Here is an 18695-nt window from a genome sequence, read left to right on the forward strand (position 1 = left end):
CACCGGCTCCGGCGCGGGCGTGCCAGGGTTCATCTGGGCGCCGCAGACGTCGCAGTACTCGTCGTCGCCCGACCGGTGTCCGTGCGGACAGGTCGCCATCAGCTCTCCTCCGGGTTCCTGCGCATCTGGCTGGTCCTGACCGACCCGGTGTCGAGCTCGATCTCGTCGGCCTTGTCCACGTTGCGCCGCAGCCGCGCCGTACCGGTGCCGGGGTCGATCTCGACCACCTTGTCCAGCAGGCGCGCGGTGTCCGTGCGGCCCGAGTCCTCGGCGAGCTGCCGGGCCCGGCCGAGCCTGGCCGTCGCGGTGCCGACGTCGCCGGCCGCCCTGGCGCTCAGCCCCTCCTGGATCAGCTCGTGCAGCTCGGCCTGCCCGGTGTAGTGGGCGACCTTGCGGTTGATCCGGGTGGACTGGGCCAGGTCGTCGGTCCACGAGGCCAGCACGTTGCCGCTGGCGAACACCTCGCCGGTGTCGGGCAGTACGAGCTTCACCCAGGCGGCCCGGATCTCCGCGCGCATCGCGCCGGGCGGGACCTCGACGCACAGGTGGTACTCCCGCTCCTCGGTGCCCCACGAGCCGGTCGGGTAGTCGCCGGTCAGCGGGTTGACGGCGGTGCCCTTGCCGGTCAGGTCGAGCAGCGTGGGGGAGACCTGCTTGACGTACTTGAGGGTCGCGTTCTGCGGCACCCACACGCGCAGCGCGAGTTCGGCGACGGTCTTGCCCATCGCCTGCTGGGTGAGGTCGCGGAAGAAGTCCTTCAGCTCGCCCTGGTTCCTGACGAAGGCGAAGGTGCCGAGCAGCGCCTCGGCCACCTTGCGCAGTTCGCCGGGGACCCAGTCGTTGCCGATGCCGAGGCTGTCGCAGACGAACAGGCCCTCGCAGCGGCGCAGCGCGGCGGCGAAGGCGGCGTCGCCCTCGTTGTTCTGGCCGTCGGTCATCAGGATCGCGTGCTTGATCGCGTTGGGGTGGGCGTCCATCAGGTTGGCGGCGGCGCGCAGCCATTCGCCGATGGAGGTGCCGCCGTTGGCCGACAGCCCCCTGACGGCGGACACGGCCTCGGCCCGGGTGGCGGGGGTGGCTTTCACCAGCTGGCGCCCGCGCGGGTAGATCAGCCTGGCCGAGTTGTCCCCGGACATCACGCCGAAGTGCACGCCGTCGCGGATCGACTCGATGGCGGTCCTGGCCGCCTCCCGGGCATCGCGGATCTTGCTGCCGCTCATCGAGCCCGAAGTGTCGATGATGATGATCTCCGCGGCCTCGGCCGGCTTGGCCTGCCTGGCGGGGCCGCTCCCGGTGGCGGCGACGGTGAGGATGGCGTGCACCTCGGTGCCGTCGACGGGCAGGTACTTGTTGTGATCGATATGCAAAGTGAAGTCGCTCAAGGGGATCCTCCGTTGACTGGGATCAGCACGACGGTGATGTTGTCGCGCCCGCCGGCGTCCAGGGCGCGGCTCAGCAGCTCGCGCACGCTGTCGGCCGGCGGGCCCTGCGGGGTGCGCAGGGCCTCAGGGTGTTCCAGGTAGCCCCACAGCCCGTCCGTGCACACCAGCAGCCGGCCGGGGCGGTCGGGGGTGAGACTCAGCACGCGCACGCCGCCCTGGCCCGCGTCCGCGCCGAGCCAGGCGGTGAGCAGGCCGGGGGAGGCGACGTCGTCCTCGGTCAGCAGGCGGCCCGCGCCGGTGTCGGGCAGCCAGTACGCGCGGCTGTCGCCGACCCAGCCGACCGTCACCCGGCCCGGCCCCGCCACCGCGGAGACGTAGGTGCAGGCGGGCGCGTCGCGCGGCGAGGTGGCCAGCGCGACGACGGCTCGCGCCGCCGCCGCGTAGGCGATGCGGGTGGCCTCCTCGTGCTCCTGGCCCGCCTCGATCGCGCCGCGCAGCGCCGCGGCGCCGTTCTCGGCGGCGGCGGCCGAGGCCAGCTCGGGGCGGGGGGAGTTGGAGACGCCGTCGCAGACGACCACGATGGTGAGCCCGTCGAGGGCGGTCAGCGCCATCGCGTCCTCGTTGTGCTGGTGGCGCAGGCCGCGGTCGCTTACCCCGGCCGTGCCGTTGGCGAGCGCGGCCTCTTGGTGGTCGCGGGGGTCGGGCTGGCGCAGGCCGCACTGGACGCAGTACGCCTCCTCGTCCACGGCGCCGCCGCAGGCCGTACAGGAGACGAGGGGGAGCGGGTGGCCGCAGTCCTCGCAGAACGCGTGGCCGGGCAGGACGGGGGCGGCGCACGCGGGGCAGGTCACAGCCACGTCCGCGGGCGCACGGCGTTGGCGCGGTCGACGTAGGCGTACCGTTCGGCGCGGGTGGGCGCGGCCTTGGCCAGCTCCCGGTAGACGCCTTCGAGGGCCGTCCTGACGCCGGGCTCGGTGAGCTCGGCGCCCAGCAGGCGGGTCCCCCGCGGCGGCGGTGACGGGCGCAGGCGCAGCCAGCCGAGTGCCGCCTCCAGGAGTTCGGCGCTGAGCCGGTCGCGCCGTTCCCGGTCCAGGTGGCGCAGGTCGGCCAGCCTGGTCCCGGCCGCCTCCAGCGAGTCGGGGGTGAGGTGGTCGCGGGCGGGGTTCCTGGCGAGGGTCGCGACGGTGGCCGCCTGCGCGGCCGTGTGGTGGACGGAGCTGTGCGGCACCTGCTCCAGCGCCTTGCTGCCCGGCCGGGTTCTGGCTAGGCCGAAGGCGGCGCTGACCAGGGCGTGGTCGGTGCGCCAGACGGTGTCGTACCGGGCGGCGGCCAGGGCGGGCTCACCGGCGCACTCCAGGCTGAAGGCCAGCGCCAGCTTGGGCGCGAGCTCGCCGGGCAGCAGGCCGAAGCAGCGATCGAACAGCTCCCTGGCCCGCCCGGGTTCGCCGGAGGCGAGCCGGTGCACGGCGCGGTACCAGGTCACCCGCCAGTCACCCGGCAGGACGCGCTCGGCCTCGTCCAGGGCGGGGCCCGCCTCGGGGTCGCCGAGCTCGGCCAGCACCCGGACCCCGGCCAGCCGGGTTTCGGGCGTCTGGGGGAGCGCGGCGAGCCTGGCCAGCAGCTCGCGCGGGTCGCGCGCGACCAGGCTGCCGAGCATGGCTGCGGCCGGGTCCTCGGGGTCGACGAGCGGCACCGGCAGCGCCGCGACGGCCTCGGCGGGCGACAGCGGGTCGAAGACCAGCCGCCGGTCCTCGGCCAGCGTGGTGCCCGCGGCGATCCGCTCGGGCCCGAACAGCGCGGACTGCGCCGGGTACGGCATGCCGTCCTCGGCCGCCCGCACCTCCCGCAGCACCCCGGTGAGCTGCTCGGCCATCTCCCCGGCGTCCTGGAACCGGCCGCCCGGATCGGGATGGGTCGCCCGCAGCAGGAACCGGTGGAAGGACTCGTTCCCCCACGCCTCCGCCCCCGGCAGCGGCGCCTCCGCCCCGTCGCGCGCCGGGCTGAACGGCCGGCTGAGCACCGCCAGCGTCCGGCCCACGGTGTACAGGTCGGAGACGACCGACGGCCCGGAGGTGGCGATCTCGGGCGCGTGGTAGCCGACCGTGACGTAGGAGCCCGCCAGCCTGGCGCCGATGCGCTGCACCGCGCCCAGGTCGATGACCTTGAGCCGCTGGCCGACCTGGATGGCGTTGGCCGGTTTCAGGTCGCAGTAGACCAGCCCCTGCTCGTGCAGGTAGCCGAAGGCGCGCAGGATCTCCAGCGCGTACGGGATCGACCGGCGCAGCGGCAGCGCCTCCCGGTTGCCCGTCTCGCCCAGCCGGTCGCGCAGCAGGTCCTGCAGGGACGCGCCGCCGACATACTCCATGATGATGTAGCCGGACATGACGCCCGTGCCGGGATCCGGGTGCCGCTGGAAGTTGATGATCTTGACGATGTTCGGGTGGTCCACGCTGGTGAGGAAGCGCCGCTCGGCCTCGGCGGCGGCCAGCGCCTCGGCGTCGGCGGTGTTGAGCAGCCCCTTGAGCACCACCCAGCGCCCGTCCAGGTTCTCGTCGGCGGCCAGGTAGATCCACCCGAGCCCGCCGTGCGCCAGACACCCCAGCACCCGGTACTGCCCCGCGACCAGGTCCCCCTTACCCAGCTTCGGGGTGAAGGAGTACGGGGTACGGCAGTGCGGGCAGAACCCCTCGGCCCGCCCCGGCCGCCCCGCCGTGCTCCGGCCCACCGGTTTCCCGCACGCCGAACTCGCGCAGAACCGCTTCCCTTCGGGCACCTCCGGCCTGGCCATCACCACCTGGGCCGGATCCCGGTACGGCACGGCCGGCAGGTCCACCAGCCCCTCGCCGAGCACCCCGCCCCGCGAGCGGCTGCCGGAGGGCCGGGTACTGGGGGCGGTGGCCTCGGGAAGAGCCACGACCGGGGCGGCGGCCGGGGCCGCGACGGCCTCGGCGTGGCCGCACAGGTCGCAGTAGCCCTCCTCGATCGTGCCCGTGCAGTCAGGCTGGGCACATCGGGTCATGGGTCCTCCCCGTGGATCGCGTCCTGGTAGGCGGTGACCGCGGCCGCCGCCCTGTTGAGATCACAAGGCGCGCTCCACAGCAACAGCCGGGCACGCTCGTACAGCCCCGCCGCCGCCGGCCGCTCGGCCAGGCCCAGCCGTACGGCCTTGGCCTGGCAGGCGAGCAGCAGTCCGCGTAACTCGTCCCGGCGGCCGAGCAGGCCGAGCAGCGCCTGGGCGGTGAGCCTGGCCCGGCGCTCGGTCTCGGTGACGGTCCGGTCCAGGTCGTCGAGCCGCCGGGCGCGCTGCTGCCAGGTGCCGGCCGTCTCCGCCAGCCGCGCGGCCAGCCCCTCGGCCGTGGCCGCGGGGCGGGCGCTCTCGGGCAGCGCGATCTTGGCGACCACCGTGCCGTGCGCGGCGCGGGTGTCGTGCTCGGCGGCGGCCAGGCGCTCGATCGCCAGGCGCAGACCGTCCACCCGCTCGGCGTAGGCCTGCTTGAGCGCCACGGCCCGCTCCAGGTCCGTCTGTCGTGCGGCGAGCAGCGCGCCGATCCGGTCTAGGTCGGCGCCGGCCTGGCCGGGGTCGAGCGGGTCGGCGACGACGGCCTCGCGCAGGCGGGCCAGCTCGGCGGCGGCCCTGCCCGGCTCGGGCGGCTCCTCCAGCGCCCGCTGGAGCCCGTCGACGGCGCGCAGCGCGCTCTCGGCCTCCTCCAGCCTGGGCAGCAGCGCGTTCCAGGCGGCGTCGATCTCGGTGAGCGTGTCGCCGACCTCCTGGAAGGCGGCGTCCATCCGGGACACGGCCTCGTCCAGGGTGATCGTCTCGTCGGGGTTCGCGCGCAGCGAGCGCTGCTCGACCGGCAGCGCCGGGGCGGCCAGCCGTACGGCGGGGCCGGCCAGCAGTTCGGTCAGCTCGGTCAGCTCGGCGGGGCCGGGACGGGTGCGGCGGGCCCTGACCTCCTCGGCGGCGCGCAGCGTGCCCCGGTAGGCGTCGTACAGCGACCAGACCGCCGCCATCGAGGCCATCGCGGCGCTCCAGCGGCGCTGGGTGACGCCGCGCAGCACGGAGCCCTTCAGGAGCTGGTAGGAGGTGTGCGATTCCAGGTCGAGCAGGTTTCCGGAGATCCGGTCACGTTCCTCCTTCCTGGCATGCAGGGCGTAGTCCGCCCCCTCACGGCTCATCGGCGTCCCGGCCTGGCCGGGCATGCTCGTCACGCTCCCTGAACCTCCCCCCGTAGGAAGAACCGGAAGGGTCCCCGAACCCCCTGTTTTACGGGGTTAACGAGGGTGATGTCTAGCATGGTTCCTGACCCTGAGGGGTATCCCTGACTTCTCCCTGATCCGGGCCGTCAACCCTGCCGTGCGGCGCCGCAGCCGCATACCGTCGAGACATGGCACGCATCCTTCTGATCATCGCCGCCGTCATCATCGGCCTCATGCTCCTGGGTCCCATCGTTAGCTTCGCGTTCACGCTGCTCAAGTGGGCGCTCATCCTCGGCGCCGTGGCCTTCGCGGGGGTGGCGCTGAACAAGTGGTACCAGTCCTCCCGCGCCGAGTGACTGGGCGGGGGGCCCTTGGCGGTTAGGTTAGGTAAAGCTAAGTTGGGAGCACCTGACGCCTCCGAGGAGCTCCCCATGCCCTCCGTGATTCGTTCGCTCGCCCTGTCCGGCGCTCTCTCCCTCACCCTCACCGCCTGCGGAGGCGCCGACGACGGCGCCGACGGACGAGTGACCGGCGGCAGCGGCAGCGCCGTCGTCGCCCAGCCCGCCCCGACTGGGGCGGTGCGGGAGAATGTGGCGGTCACCGCCACCGACACCGCCTGCGAGGCCGACAGAACCGCGCTGGCCGCGGGCGTCGTCAGGTTCACCATCAAGAACAACGGCACCCAGGCCACCGCCGTCTACGTGTACCGGGGCGACCGGACGACGGTGGTCAGCGAGCGTAACAACATCGCGCCCGGCGGCACCGGCGACCTGGTGGTGGAGATCGGCGGCGGGGACTACCAGCTCGCCTGCAAGCCGGGGCACAAGGGCGACGGCATCCGCCAGGACTTCAAGGTCACCGGCGAGCTCGCCGCCGTCGCCGCCCCCCGGGTCACCTAAGGCGCTGTGGCAGGATCCCGGCTCGCTGAAGGCCGAGCGGAAGTACGGCGACCTGCTGCTGAAGGACCTGGCCGACCTCAAGGCCCGGCTGCCCAAGGCCGAGATCACCGCCGCCTCGATGGCCAGCGGCGCCAAGGAACTGCTCGACGAGGTGGCCACCGGCAAGGTCACCGGCGAGGAGGAGGCGTTCTCGCACACCGACCTGTGGGACTTCGACGCCAACGTGGCGGGCGCGAAGAAGGTCTACGACCTGCTCACCCCGATCCTCATGGAGCGGAACCCGGCCCTGGTCACCACCCTCGACACCGAGTTCGCCGACCTGGCGGCCCACCTGAGGACGCACGCCGAGGGCGACGGGTACGTCTCCTACCGCGAGCTGTCCAAGGCGGAGGTCAAGCAACTCGGCGACGCCGTCAACGCGCTGGCCGAACCGATGTACGGCCGCCCGCGAGCACGACCCCGTCGACCTGGCCAGGCAGCCGGAGAACTCGCACGTACGACTGGCCAACCCCGGTTCGCTCGGCGGCGTGACGATTCTGCGGCGCGGCTACTCCTTCACCGACGGCAGCGACGGCCTCGGCCGCCTCGACGCCGGGCTGTTCTTCCTCGCCTACCAGCGCGACCCCGAGACCGGGTTCAGCCCGATCCAGCGGGCGCTGTCCAGGATCGACCCGCTGAACGAATACATCCAGCATGTGGGCTCGGGACTGTGGGCCTGTCCACCCGGCGTCCAGCAGGGCGGCTTCTGGGGACAGACGCTGTTCTCCTAGGACGAACAGGCGCATAGTGGACTAATGGAGGCGCGGCCCGCGGTCGATGACGCCGCGCTCGGGCGCGAGGCGCTGTCGGTGCTCGAGGCTAACTGGACGGGCACCGCCACGGTGCCCGCGCCCGGCCTCTACCCGCACCAGTGGAGCTGGGACTCCGCCTTCGTGGCGATGGGCCTGGCCAGGCACCGGCCCGACCGCGCCCGCGCCGAGCTGCTCAGCCTGCTGTCCGGCCAGTGGGCGACCGGCATGATCCCGCACATCGTCTTCCACACCTCCGAGGCGTACTTCCCCGGCCCGTCCGTCTGGCGCTCCCAGGACCAGTCCGCCGCACCCGCCGGGCTGCTCACCTCCGGCCTGACCGGGCCGCCGCTGCACGCGCTGGCCGTGTGGTGGCTGTGGCGGCACTCCGGGGAGCCCGAATTCGTCCGGCGCGCCTACCCGGCGCTCGTCGCCCAGGACGCCTACCTGGCGAGTACGCGCGACCTCGGCGGCGGCGGCCTGGCCGCGATCGTGCACCCGTGGGAGTCGGGCATGGACGACAGCCCCTCCTGGGACGAGCCGCTGGCCGCCCTGCCCGAGGTCCGGTACGGCTACCGCGACGTCACCCTCGACGAGCGCCACCCCGACAGCCACCACGACCGCTATGTCTGGCTGGCCCTGCGCTACCGCAACGCCGGATACCGCGCCGAGTACCTCCGCGACGAGCACCCCTTCGCCGTGGAGGACCCGATGTTCAACGCCATCTGGCTCGCCTCCAGCCACGCCCTGGCCGAACTGGCCCCCCTCGCGGGCGCCGACCCGCGACCGCACACCGAACAGGCCGAACGCCTCAGGCGGGCGCTGAAGGAACGCCTGTGGGATGGTTGCTTCTACGCCCGCGACCTGCGCGCCGACCGGCTGATCCCGACCTGTACCGTCGGCTCCTTCGGCCCACTGCTCGACCCCGGCCTGCCGAGCGACCAGGTGAACGCGCTGGTCGAGATCCTGGAGTCGGCCCGCTTCATGGGCGCCACCGGCTACCCGGTGCCGAGCTGCGAGATCCGCTCCGCCCACTTCGACCGCTCCCGCTACTGGCGCGGCCCCTCCTGGGTGAACACCAACTGGCTGCTGCGCCGCGCCGCGACCCTCCACGGCCTGCCCCACCTCGCCCAACTCCTCACCACCGCCACCCTCCGGCTGGTACGGCAGGCGGGCTTCCGCGAGTGCTTCGACCCGTTCGACGGCAGCGGCAGGGGCTGCCGGGACTTCTCCTGGAGTGCGGCGCTCACCCTCGATCTGCTCGCCGATAACGTGGTGGAATGAGCATCTTCCACCGCCTGCCCCCCGAGGTCCGCAAGGGCCTGGCGACCGAGCCGGGCGAGCGGGTCCTCACCTTCACCGAGGGGCCCGACGGGCACGTCGTGGCCACCGACCTCGCGCTGTACCTCGGCGACGGCACCCGCCTCCCCTGGCAGCTGATCGACCGGGCCACCTGGGACGAGGACCTGCTGCGGCTCACCACCACCGACGGCGCGCTTCACCTCGCCCGCGTGACCGAGCCGCGCCGGCTGCCCGAGGCGGTGCGCGAGCGGGTGAACTCGACGATCGTGGTGAACAAGTACGTCAGGCTGCCCGGCAGGGGAGGGGTGCGCCTGGTGGCCAGGCGGGCGCCGGGCTCCGACGACTTCGGCTGGACGCTCGTCTTCGACGAGGGCCTCGACCCCGAGGACCCCGGCCTGCTCGCCCAGGCCGAGCAGGCCCTGGAAGGGCTGCGCCGGAGCATGGGCGTGTGACCCCTCAGTGAGGGAAGCCGGTCTTGTCGGCCTTCCTCGCCTCTTCCTCCTCCGGCGCGGGTTCCGGCCAGCCGGTGCCGGTGACCGACCCGTTCTTGTTCAGGAACGGGATCCGGGCGGTGAGCGTGTCACCCACCTTCGTCCTGGCCGCTCCCGCCGCCTTCGACGCCTTGGCGCCGACCAGTCCCGCGGTCTCCTGGACCGTGGGGTTGTCGGCGACACGCCGGGTCAGCCGCTTGATCTGTTCGTAGCGTTCCCGCCCGGCCCGGCTGCCCAGCACATACCCGATGGCCAGCCCGGCAGCGAACATCAACCGATATCGCATTTTCCACCTCCGCTGTCTCCGGGCCTACCCCGATGACGATGCGACACGCACTCCCTGAGTGCGCTAATCTATTCCTGCGCCGCAAGGAGGGGCCAAGGGCCCCCACCCGAGCGGCACAGAAGCCCGATCCCGTGTAGCTCAATCGGCAGAGCAGCCGGCTGTTAACCGGCAGGTTATAGGTTCGAGTCCTATCGCGGGAGCCAACCAGAAGGCCCCTTCCCAGCACTGGGAAGGGGCCTTCGGCGTTTCCGCCACTGCCCGGCCGGTCGCTCTTCGTAACCGTCGGCTGACGGATTTTCCCGATTGAGGGGACGAAGCATGGCCTGCCGGTGAAAGATGTGATCTGCTGCGGACACTCACCTGGGGGCGGTGTGGAGAGGGACACCGCCGAAGGACGTGCCGCCGACCCGGAATCGGCCGCGCGCTCCGCCGAAAGGAATGCGCTGGTTGCCGCATGCGTACCTGGATCAGGTCCCTGCGTCCCCTGGAAGACACGGCCGTGCCCGCTCCGGCGCGCGAGACCGTCGACATGCGCGAGGCGGAGCGGTTCGTCCGCCAGTTCCACGCCGAGAACCCGCGGGCGGGCGACCCGCTCGCCAGGCTGCGCCGGGTGGCCAGAGACGTGGCCAGATCCGGCACCTACACCCACACCGCCGCCGAGCTGGAATTCGGCGCTCGGGTGGCCTGGCGCAACAGCAACCGCTGCATCGGGCGGCTCTACTGGCGCTCGCTGAAGGTCCGCGACCGCAGGGACGTCTCCAGCGCGGAGGGCGTCGCCCTGGAGAGCGTGGCGCACCTGCGCGAGGCGACCGGCGGCGGGCGGATCAGGCCGACCATCACCGTGTTCGCGCCCGACCGGCCGGGACGGCCAGGCCCGCGGATCGTCAACGAGCAGCTCATCCGGTACGCCGGATACCCGCGGGCCGACGGGTCGGTGGTGGGGGACCCGCGCTACGTGGACTTCACCCGCGCGGTGCGCGCGCTGGGCTGGCGCGGCGGGGCGGGCACCCGCTTCGACGTGCTGCCGCTGGTGATCCAGCCGGGCCGGGGCGAGCCGCTGCTGTGCAACGTGCCCGGCGACGCGATCCTGGAGGTGCCACTCGCGCATCCCGCCTATCCGTGGTTCGCGGGGCTGGGGCTGCGCTGGCACGCCGTACCCGCGATCTCGAACATGTGCCTGGAGATCGGGGGTGTCTGCTATCCGTGCGCGCCGTTCAACGGGTGGTACATGGGCGCCGAGATCGGGGCGCGGAACCTGGCCGACCACGACCGCTACGACCAGCTTCCGGTCATCGCCGGGCGGCTCGGGCTGGACGTGCGCAACGAGCGGTCGCTCTGGCGCGACCACGCCCTCGTCGAGCTGAACGTGGCGGTGCTGCACTCCTTCGAGGCGGCCGGGGTGACGATCACCGACCACCACACCGAGTCCCGGCGCTTCCTCACCCACCTGGCCCGGGAGGAGGCGGCGGGGCGGGTCTGCCCGGCCGACTGGTCGTGGATCGTGCCACCGCTGTCGGGCGCGGCCACTCCGGTCTTCCACCGCTACTACGACGACCGCGCGCTCTCACCGGCCTATGTCCACCACCCGAGGATGGTGTAGAACGATATTCTGTAGCGGTCGCGTCGGGAGGGTGTTGCCATGTCGGAGCTGGTGCTTTCATCGGTCGAGCAGGGCGTGCTGACCCTGACGTTCAACCGGCCCGAGCGGCTCAACGCCTGGACGGACGCGCTCGGGCGGCGCTACTTCGACCTGCTGGAGCAGGCGGAGAAGGATCCGGCGGTGCGGGCGATCGTGGTGACCGGCGCGGGCCGGGGCTTCTGCTCGGGCGCCGACTTCGAGACGTTGAGCGCCATCCAGGGCGGCGACTACGCCGCCGAGCCCGACCCGCGTCCCGCCACCTTCCCGACCACGATCAGGAAGCCGATCGTGGCGGCGGTCAACGGCGCCTGCGCCGGGCTCGGCATGGTGCACGCGCTGGTCTGCGACCTGGTGTTCACCTCGGCCGAGGCCAAGTGGACCACGGCCTTCCCGCGCCGGGGCCTGGTCGCCGAGTACGGCCTGTCGTGGGTGCTGCCCCGGCTCATCGGGCAGCAGCGGGCCATGGACGTGCTGCTGTCCGGGCGGGTGTTCACCGGGACCGAGGCCCACGAGCTCGGGCTGGTCAACCGGGTGCTGCCGGGGGAGGAACTGCTGGCCGGGGCCCAGGCGTACGCGCGTGAGCTGGCCGTGCACAGCTCGCCCGCGTCGATGGCGGTGATCAAGCGGCAGGTGTGGGGCGACTGGGACGTGACGCTGGAGGAGTCGGCGCGGGCGGCCGTGCGCGAGATGATGGCCTCGTTCCGCCGCCCCGACTTCGCCGAGGGCGTGGCCAGCTTCCTCGAACACCGGAACCCGGCCTTCCCCTCTCTGTGACCCGCCCGGTGACCAGGCTCGGTGACGCGGCTCAGGCCAGCTTGCGGGCGCCGTCCGCCGGTACGGCCGGCAGGTAGCGGGGCTCGCGCCAGCCGCGCTCGGCGTACGCGGCGCTCACCGCGTCCTGGACCCGCTGGACCCGCTCCTCGGCCACCAGCGCGATCGCCGACCCGCCGAACCCGCCGCCGGTCATCCGCGCCCCCCTGGCCCCGCCCCTGATCGCCGCCTCCACCGCGACGTCCAGCTCCGGCACCGACACCTCGTACTGGTCGCGCAGCGACAGGTGCGAGGCGTTCAGCAGCCCGCCGATCTCGGCCACCGCGCCCGCCCGCAGCAGCCCGATGACCGCCTCGACCCGGTGGTTCTCGGTCACCACGTGCTGCACCCGCTTGCGCTCGTCGCCCTGCAGCACGCTCAGCGCCGCCGGCAGGTCGACGACGTCGCGCAGCGCGGCCACGCCCAGTTTGCCGGCCGCCGACTCGCAGTCGGCCCTGCGCTTGGCGTACTGGCCGTCGGCCAGCTCGTGGTGCACGCGGGTGTCGATGATGAGCAGGCGCAGGCCGTGCGCGGCCAGGTCGAGGGGGACGTTGCGGAAGCCGAGCGAGCGGCAGTCGAGGAAGAGCGCGTGGCCCGCCCGGGACAGGGTGGCGGCGGCCTGGTCCATGATGCCGCAGGGCATGCCGACGAACTCGTTCTCCGCGCGCTGGGCCAGCAGGGCGATCTCCATGGGGGTCTGGCCCAGGCCGTACACCTCGTCGAGGGCGCGGGCGACGGCGACCTCCAGGGCCGCGCTGGAGCTGAGGCCAGCGCCCTGCGGGACGTCGCCGTCGACGGCGAGGTCGGCGCCGCGGACGCGTGCGCCGAGCACGGCGGGGACGCCGGCGGCGTAGCGGGCCCAGCCCTCGGCCGCCTCGGGGGTGGCGAGCGTGATGGGCGCGCCGCCGGCCTGCAGAGACAGCAGCCTGATCGTGGTGTCCTCGCGCGGGGAGAGCGCGACGGTAACGCCCCACGGCACCGCGAAGGGCAGCACGAAGCCGTCGTTGTAGTCGGTGTGCTCGCCGATCAGGTTCACCCGGCCGGGGGCGTGCCAGACGGTGCGCGGCTCGGCGCCGTACGCCTCACGGAAAGCTTCAACAACGCGCATGATCGCACACTCCTCAACATCGGTCCGACCGTAGACTAGCGCCATGGAGGAGCTGGCGGATCCGGCGCTCGGCTCGGTGCGGGTGTTCCTCAAGGCCGACGACAACAAGGCGCGCAAGCTGCGGTACAACCTCGGCGCCGCCCGGGTGCTCACCTTCGGCGGCGCCTACTCCGGTCACATCCGGGCGGTCGCCGCCGCCGGGCTGCGCCACGGCTTCGAGACGATCGGCGTCATCCGCGGCGAGGAGTGCCTGCCGCTCAACCCGTCGCTCGCCTACGCGGCGGCCTGCGGGATGCGCCTGGTGTACCTGGACCGGGCCACCTACCGGCGCAAGCACGAGCCCGAGGTGATCGCGGCGCTGCGCGAGCGGTTCGGCGAGGTGACGATCCTGCCCGAGGGCGGCAGCAACGCCGCGGCCGTACGGGGCTGCGCGGAGCTGCCCGCCGACATCGCGGTGCCGTACGACGTGGTGTGCTGTCCGGTCGGCACCGGGGGCACGCTGGCGGGGATCTCGGCGGGGCTGCCGCCGGGCCGCCGGGCGATCGGCTTCGCGGCGCTGAAGGGCGGCGCCTTCCTGGCGGGCGAGGTGACCAGGCTCCAGCGGGAGGCGTACGGCAGAGCGTGGCACAACTGGTCGCTGGAGCTCGGCTACCACTTCGGCGGCTACGCCCGGACCACCCCCGCCCTCGACGCCTTCGTCGCCAGGCACCCGGTCGAACGGGTGTACGTGGCGAAGATGCTCTACGGCATCGTCGACCTCGCCCGCCGAGGCATCCTTGCCCCCGGCACCCGCGTCGTCGCCGTCGTCACCGGTCAGCCGTCGATCCCCGTCGTCCCAGGCGGCGCACCGACCGGCTTCGACTCGGCCGAGCCGCGCTGACGCAGATCAGACCGAGGGCGGTGATCGCCTGGGCGCAGGTCTCGCCCTCGCGTGGGCGGTACCCACAAACGCGTTGGACACCGCGCTCACCAGGGGACATGCTCTGCCCCATGCGAACAGACACCCCGTCCTCCTGGGACGAGCGCACCACGCTGGACACCTTCCACGACTACGCACGCGCGACCCTGGTGGTCAAATGCGCGGGGCTGACGGACGAGGCGGCGCGGCGGGCGCCGATCCCCACCTCGCCGCTGATGACGGTCGCCGGGCTGGTCAGCCACCTGCGCTGGAACGAGCACTGGTGGTTCGAGTCGATGTTCCTCGGCGAGCCGGACCAGGGCCCGTGGACCGACGAGAACCCGGACGCCGACTTCACGGTCGCGCTGGAGGCGCCGCTGGCCCGGCTCGTCGAGGAGTACGAGGCGCAGTGCGCGCGGGTCCGCGAGAAGATCGCCGGAATCGACCTCGACACGCTCTCCCAGGGCATCGACAGCTCCGGCACCAAGCTGACGCTGCGCTGGGTGATCGGCCACATGACCGAGGAGACCGCCCGCCACAACGGCCATCTCGACATCATTCGCGAACTCCTGGACGGCACGACCGGCTCCTGACGGTGTATCGTCAATTTAGTGACCGGAAAATGGCTTCTGGTCAAACAATTGGCGAAGGGGAGCGTGATGGCGAAGGCGGGCAGGCCGCAGCAGGATGCCGCGCGCCGGCTGGAGCGGGCGCACCGCATCCTTGACGCGGCCGCCGGGCTGATCATGCGGTGGGGCTACGACAAGACCACCATCGAGGATGTCGCCAAGGCGGCGGGCGTCGCCAAAGGCACCATCTACCTGCACTGGAATACCCGCGACGCGCTGTTCGGCGCGCTGCTGCGGCGTGACCGGGTGCTCATGCTGGAAGAGGTGCGCGACGCCCGCCCCGCCACCCTGGGCGAGCTGTTCGGGCTGCTGGCCGGGGCGCTGCAGCGCCGCCCGCTGACCAAGGCCGGCCTGCTCGGCGACTCGGAGGTGCTGGGCAAGCTCACCCGCGAGAAGCGCGACCGCGAGGGCTCCGTCCCGTTCGGCGGCCCCTTCGAGCGCTACCTGGCCGTCCTCCGCGAGCAGGGCGCGCTGCGCGCCGACCGCACCCCGGCCGAGCACCTGACCGTGCTCGGCTCCACCCTGTACGGCTTCCTCATCCTGCAGGGCTACCTGCCGGACGCGCTCAGGTCGTCGGACGAGCGGCTGAGCGAGCTGATCGCCGACGCGGCCGTACGCGCCACGGAGCCGGGCCGGCCGCTGCGGCCCGGCGGGGCCGAGGCGGTCTCCTCGGCGACCGCCGAATATCTCGACGCGGCCGTCGACATCGCGCGGGACAAGCTGCGCGAATCTCTCGGCACTAAGGAGAACGTGACGTGAGAGTCCTTCCCCTCGACTCCGACGCCGCCGACCTCGCGGTCGCGGGCGGAAAAGGCGCCTCGCTCGCCCGGCTGAGCAGGGCGGGGCTGCCCGTCCCCGGCGGCTTCCACCTCACCACCGCGGCCTACCGCGACTTCGTCGCCCGCGACGGCCTGCAGGACGAGATCATGAAGGCGGTCGCCGAGGCCGCGCCCGAGGAGGCGGCACGGCGGATCGCCGGGCTGTTCGCCGCTCGCGAGCTGCCGGACGAGACCGCCGGGGAGATCCGCCGCGCCCACGCCGCGCTCGGCCCGGACGTGCCCGTCGCCGTGCGCTCCTCGGCCACCGCCGAGGACCTGCCCGAGATGTCGTTCGCCGGGCAGCAGGACACCTACCTCAACATCCGCGGCGAGGCGCTGCCCGACGCCGTCAAGCGCTGCTGGGCCTCGCTGTGGACCGCCCGCGCCATCGCCTACCGCGCCCACCACCGGGTGCCGCAGGGCGAGGTGGCGCTCGCCGTGGTCGTCCAGGAACTCGTCGACGCCGACGCGGCCGGCGTCCTGTTCACCGCCGACCCGGTCAGCGGCGCGCGCGACCGGCTGGTGATCAACGCCTCGTGGGGGCTCGGCGAAGCCGTCGTCGGCGGCCAGGTCACCCCCGACACCGTCGTCGTCTCCGGCGGGCGGGTCGTCGATGAACGCGTCGCGGACAAGACCGTGATGACCGTGCGCACCCCCGACGGCACCCGCGAGGAGCCGGTGCCCGCCGACCGGCGCCGGACGCCGGTGCTCGACGCGGCCCAGGCCGTCCGGCTCGCCGCGCTCGGCACGGAGATCCAGCGCCTGTACGGCATGCCGATGGACATCGAGTGGGCGCTCCGCGACGGACGCCTCCTCATCCTGCAGGCCCGCCCGATCACCGGCCTCAGGCAGCCCGTCGAGGAGTGGAACGACAGCCTCGGCGACATGTGCCTCTGGACCGCCGCCAACCTCGGCGAGGCCATCCCCGACGTGATGACCCCCTGTACCTGGTCCCTGGTGCAGATCTTCATCCGCGAGGCCATGTCGGCCAGCTCCATCCCCGGCTTCGCCCTGGTCGGCAACATCGGCGGGCGCTTCTACATGAACCTCAGCGTCGCCTACACCCTGGCCAGGGCCGTCGGCGCGGGCGGCAGGCTCGGCGCGATCGAGCAGGTCTTCGGCAGGCTCCCGGCGGGGCTGGAGGTGCCGCTGCTGCCCGGCTCGCGCTGGCGGATCATCCGCGCCGTGGTCCCGACGGCGGTCAGGCTGCGCAGGCGGGTGCGGGCCAACACCCGGCGGCTGCCCGCCTTCGCGGCCACCGCGCGGGAGCGGTGCGAGCGGCTGAAGGCCCGGGCGGAGGGCGCGGGCAGTGCGGGGGAGCTGGCCGGGCTGTGGGAGGCGGAGCTGCTGCCGTACCTCGTGGAGGCCTGTCAGATGTTGGAGGCGGCGGGGCGGCAGGGTGGGTCCTCGCTGGTGATGACCCGCGAACGGTTGGCGAAGTTGGCCGGAGAGGTGGCCGCCGAGGCCATGCTGACCGGCGCGAACGCCGGGGGAGAGCTGGCCAGTCTCGGGCCGATCGTCGGGCTGGGCAAGCTGGCCGCGGGCGAGATCGACAGGGACGCCTTCGCCAGGATGTACGGCCACCGCGGGCCGCACGAGTTCGAGGTGTCCACGCCCCGGCCCGGTGAGGACCCCGCGTGGATCGACGCGCAGCTCGCCGGGGCGCACGAGCGGACCGACACGCTCCTGAACCGCCAGCGGGAGGCCCGCGAGGCCGCCTGGGCGCGCTTCGCCCAGCGGTATCCGGGCAAGGTGGACAGGATGCGCGAGCAGGTCAGGCGGTGGAACGCCATCGTTCGTGACCGGGAGACGACCCGCTCGGAGGTGGTCCGCGTCTTCTGGGCGCTGCGCGCGTTCGTGCTGCGGGCCGGCGAGCTGACCGGCCACGGCGACGACCTGTTCTTCCTGTCCGTCCAGGAGATCGTCGACGTCCTGCGCGGCCACGCGGACGCGCTGGACCGCGTCCCGGCCCGTCGGGCCACCTACGAGCTGTACGCCGGCCTGCCCGCCTACCCCACGCTGATCGTCGGCGCGTTCGACCCGGTCAGGTGGGCGGCGGACCCGGACCGGCGCGGCGACATCTTCGACGCCCGCGGCGGTTCCGCGCCGATCGGCGACACCGTCTCGGGCTTCCCCGGCGCGCCCGGCGTGGTCGAGGGCGTCGCCCGGATCATCGAACGGCCCGAGGACGGCGACCGCCTCAAACCGGGGGAGATCCTGGTGACCACGCTGACCAACATCGGCTGGACGCCCATGTTCCCGCGCGCCGCCGCCGTGGTCACCGACATGGGCGCGCCGCTCTCCCACGCCTCGATCGTGGCCCGCGAACTCGGCATCCCGGCCGTCGTCGGCACCGGCAACGCCACGGTACGGCTGCGCGACGGCGACCGCGTCAGGGTCGACGGCGAACGAGGCACTGTCGAGGTTCTGGAAAGCTGACGCCGTCCCCTGCGAACCTCCCGGCGATCAAGGGCGTCTCATCTGTGGGATCGGATGGCGTGCGGCCAACCGGCTCTCCTCCATGGCGACGCCGCCCCGGCCGTCAACGCCGGGGCGGCGCGTTATCTCGCCAATGAGATACCGTGTTGGATATGGACAATCTTCCTGAGGTCATCGCGGAGCTGAGCGCGCGGCGCAGGGAGTCAGGCCTGTCCCAGACCGAGGTGGCCGCCAGGATGGGGACCTCCCAGTCGGCCGTGGCCCGGCTCGAGAGCGGCGACGGCGACGTCCGCGCCTCCACCCTGGACCGGTACGCGGCGGCCATCGGTCACCGGATCAACATGGAGGTGCAGGGCATGGCCCCGAACCCGCTTCTCATCGACGTCCCAGGCCGCCCCTGGCAGCCGGCCCCCGCCCCCTTCCGGCCCGAGCCCGTCGCCCCGTACTCGGGGACGGCCGCCTTCCAGGTGCCCGACCCGGTCGCCGAGCGGCTGTTCGAGCGGCGGATCGTGCTCGCCCACGGGGAGCTCACCGAGGAGCGGGGCACCGCCTGGTGCGGGCAGCTCCTCACGCTCGGCGCGGCCGGGCGGGCGCCGATCACCCTGCACGTGAGCATCCCCGACGGCGACCTCGGCGCGGCCCTCACCCTCATGGACACCCTGGACGCGCTCACCGTCGAGGTCCACACCATGGTCACCGGCCGCCTCGGCGGTCCCGCGCTGGGCCTGCTCGGCGCGGTCACCAGCCGCCGGGCCTCTCCCGGGGCCATCATCCGGCTGGGTGAGCCCAAGGTGACGGCGTCGGGTAACGCCCACGAGCTGGCCACGGCGGAGGGGGAGACACGACGCATGCTCGACACGCTCTACCTGCGGCTGTCCAGGCTGACCGGGCGCGAGCCGGACGAAGTCCGCGCCGACGCCCGCCGCGGCCGCCTGCTCTCGGCCGCCGAGGCGGTCGACTACGGCCTCCTCGACTCCCTCACCGAGGGCCGCGCCTAGGAGCCCGGGAC

At 73.1% G+C, this 18695-nt stretch carries 18 protein-coding genes, 1 tRNA gene and 1 pseudogene; 14 read left to right on the forward strand and 6 right to left on the reverse strand.

Going from position 1 to position 18695, the window contains the following annotated elements; genetic code table 11:
• Nucleotides 1–98: 98 nt before the first annotated feature.
• From ABZ911_RS16575 to ABZ911_RS16590, 4 genes are read right to left on the reverse strand one after another with little or no spacing between them, the layout of a single operon-like run.
• Nucleotides 99–1382, reverse strand: a complete 1284-nt coding sequence (locus ABZ911_RS16575) for a VWA domain-containing protein (RefSeq protein WP_358055946.1) — start codon at nt 1380–1382, stop codon at nt 99–101.
• The gene (locus ABZ911_RS16580; RefSeq protein ID WP_358055948.1) at nt 1379–2233 is read right to left on the reverse strand and encodes a protein phosphatase 2C domain-containing protein; all 855 of its coding nucleotides are present in this window, start codon (nt 2231–2233) and stop codon (nt 1379–1381) included. The genes ABZ911_RS16575 and ABZ911_RS16580 overlap by 4 nt, the downstream gene beginning before the upstream one ends.
• Complete coding sequence (locus tag ABZ911_RS16585) at nt 2230–4401, reverse strand: tetratricopeptide repeat protein (RefSeq protein WP_358055950.1); 2172 nt, start codon at nt 4399–4401, stop codon at nt 2230–2232. The genes ABZ911_RS16580 and ABZ911_RS16585 overlap by 4 nt, the downstream gene beginning before the upstream one ends.
• Nucleotides 4398–5591, reverse strand: a complete 1194-nt coding sequence (locus ABZ911_RS16590) for a hypothetical protein (protein WP_358055952.1) — start codon at nt 5589–5591, stop codon at nt 4398–4400. The genes ABZ911_RS16585 and ABZ911_RS16590 overlap by 4 nt, the downstream gene beginning before the upstream one ends.
• A gap of 176 nt (nt 5592–5767) precedes the next feature.
• Here ABZ911_RS16590 and ABZ911_RS16595 point away from each other — a divergent pair, with 176 nt between their 5' ends.
• The 6 genes and pseudogenes from ABZ911_RS16595 to ABZ911_RS16620 all read left to right on the forward strand — a co-directional run bounded on the left by ABZ911_RS16595 (nt 5768) and on the right by ABZ911_RS16620 (nt 9020).
• Nucleotides 5768–5935 (forward strand): hypothetical protein, encoded by a 168-nt coding sequence (locus ABZ911_RS16595; protein WP_358055954.1) that lies wholly within the window; start codon nt 5768–5770, stop codon nt 5933–5935.
• A 75-nt stretch (nt 5936–6010) separates the two neighbouring features.
• Entirely contained in the window at nt 6011–6478 is a 468-nt protein-coding gene (locus tag ABZ911_RS16600) for a cupredoxin domain-containing protein (RefSeq protein WP_358055956.1), read from the forward strand.
• Nucleotides 6479–6566: 88 nt separating this feature from the next.
• Nucleotides 6567–6851: pseudogene (locus tag ABZ911_RS16605) on the forward strand (EfeM/EfeO family lipoprotein); the annotation flags it as partial.
• Between the two features lie 94 nt (nt 6852–6945).
• Entirely contained in the window at nt 6946–7248 is a 303-nt protein-coding gene (locus tag ABZ911_RS16610; RefSeq protein WP_358056389.1) for a hypothetical protein, read from the forward strand.
• 24 nt (nt 7249–7272) lie between these two features.
• Nucleotides 7273–8550 carry a hypothetical protein gene (locus ABZ911_RS16615; protein WP_358055958.1) on the forward strand — a complete coding sequence of 426 codons (1278 nt, stop codon included), beginning with the start codon at nt 7273–7275 and terminating at the stop codon, nt 8548–8550.
• Entirely contained in the window at nt 8547–9020 is a 474-nt protein-coding gene (locus ABZ911_RS16620; RefSeq protein WP_358055959.1) for a hypothetical protein, read from the forward strand. Before ABZ911_RS16615 ends, ABZ911_RS16620 begins: the two co-directional genes overlap by 4 nt.
• Before the next feature lie 4 nt (nt 9021–9024).
• Here ABZ911_RS16620 and ABZ911_RS16625 read toward each other — a convergent pair whose 3' ends face one another.
• A complete protein-coding gene (locus tag ABZ911_RS16625; protein ID WP_358055961.1) occupies nt 9025–9345 on the reverse strand; it encodes a YtxH domain-containing protein in 321 nt (106 codons plus the stop codon).
• Nucleotides 9346–9472: 127 nt separating this feature from the next.
• On the opposite strand from ABZ911_RS16625, the gene ABZ911_RS16630 reads away from it, so the two are divergent.
• The 3 genes from ABZ911_RS16630 to ABZ911_RS16640 all read left to right on the forward strand — a co-directional run bounded on the left by ABZ911_RS16630 (nt 9473) and on the right by ABZ911_RS16640 (nt 11758).
• Nucleotides 9473–9548 (forward strand) — tRNA-Asn (locus ABZ911_RS16630).
• Nucleotides 9549–9799: 251 nt separating this feature from the next.
• Nucleotides 9800–10945 (forward strand): nitric oxide synthase oxygenase, encoded by a 1146-nt coding sequence (locus ABZ911_RS16635; protein ID WP_358055963.1) that lies wholly within the window; start codon nt 9800–9802, stop codon nt 10943–10945.
• A 39-nt stretch (nt 10946–10984) separates the two neighbouring features.
• Nucleotides 10985–11758, forward strand: coding sequence for an enoyl-CoA hydratase-related protein (locus tag ABZ911_RS16640; RefSeq protein ID WP_358055965.1), 774 nt, complete (start codon nt 10985–10987; stop codon nt 11756–11758).
• 31 nt (nt 11759–11789) lie between these two features.
• On the opposite strand, the gene galK is transcribed toward ABZ911_RS16640, so the two are convergent.
• Nucleotides 11790–12902, reverse strand: coding sequence for a galactokinase (gene galK / locus ABZ911_RS16645; RefSeq protein ID WP_358055967.1), 1113 nt, complete (start codon nt 12900–12902; stop codon nt 11790–11792).
• A 43-nt stretch (nt 12903–12945) separates the two neighbouring features.
• Here galK and ABZ911_RS16650 point away from each other — a divergent pair, with 43 nt between their 5' ends.
• From ABZ911_RS16650 to ABZ911_RS16670, 5 genes are all read left to right on the forward strand, one after another.
• Entirely contained in the window at nt 12946–13782 is an 837-nt protein-coding gene (locus ABZ911_RS16650) for a 1-aminocyclopropane-1-carboxylate deaminase/D-cysteine desulfhydrase (RefSeq protein WP_358055969.1), read from the forward strand.
• Nucleotides 13783–13892: 110 nt separating this feature from the next.
• Nucleotides 13893–14393: a DinB family protein gene (locus ABZ911_RS16655; protein ID WP_358055971.1), complete on the forward strand. Its 501-nt coding sequence runs from the start codon at nt 13893–13895 to the stop codon at nt 14391–14393.
• Nucleotides 14394–14459: 66 nt separating this feature from the next.
• Nucleotides 14460–15188, forward strand: a complete 729-nt coding sequence (locus ABZ911_RS16660; RefSeq protein ID WP_358055973.1) for a TetR/AcrR family transcriptional regulator — start codon at nt 14460–14462, stop codon at nt 15186–15188.
• Nucleotides 15185–17686, forward strand: coding sequence for a PEP/pyruvate-binding domain-containing protein (locus ABZ911_RS16665; RefSeq protein WP_358055975.1), 2502 nt, complete (start codon nt 15185–15187; stop codon nt 17684–17686). The genes ABZ911_RS16660 and ABZ911_RS16665 overlap by 4 nt, the downstream gene beginning before the upstream one ends.
• Nucleotides 17687–17838: 152 nt before the next feature.
• Nucleotides 17839–18684, forward strand: a complete 846-nt coding sequence (locus tag ABZ911_RS16670; protein WP_358055977.1) for an XRE family transcriptional regulator — start codon at nt 17839–17841, stop codon at nt 18682–18684.
• Nucleotides 18685–18695: the final 11 nt, after the last annotated feature.

The sequence above is a fragment of the Nonomuraea sp. NPDC046570 genome (assembly GCF_040645915.1).
Lineage (GTDB): Bacteria > Actinomycetota > Actinomycetes > Streptosporangiales > Streptosporangiaceae > Nonomuraea.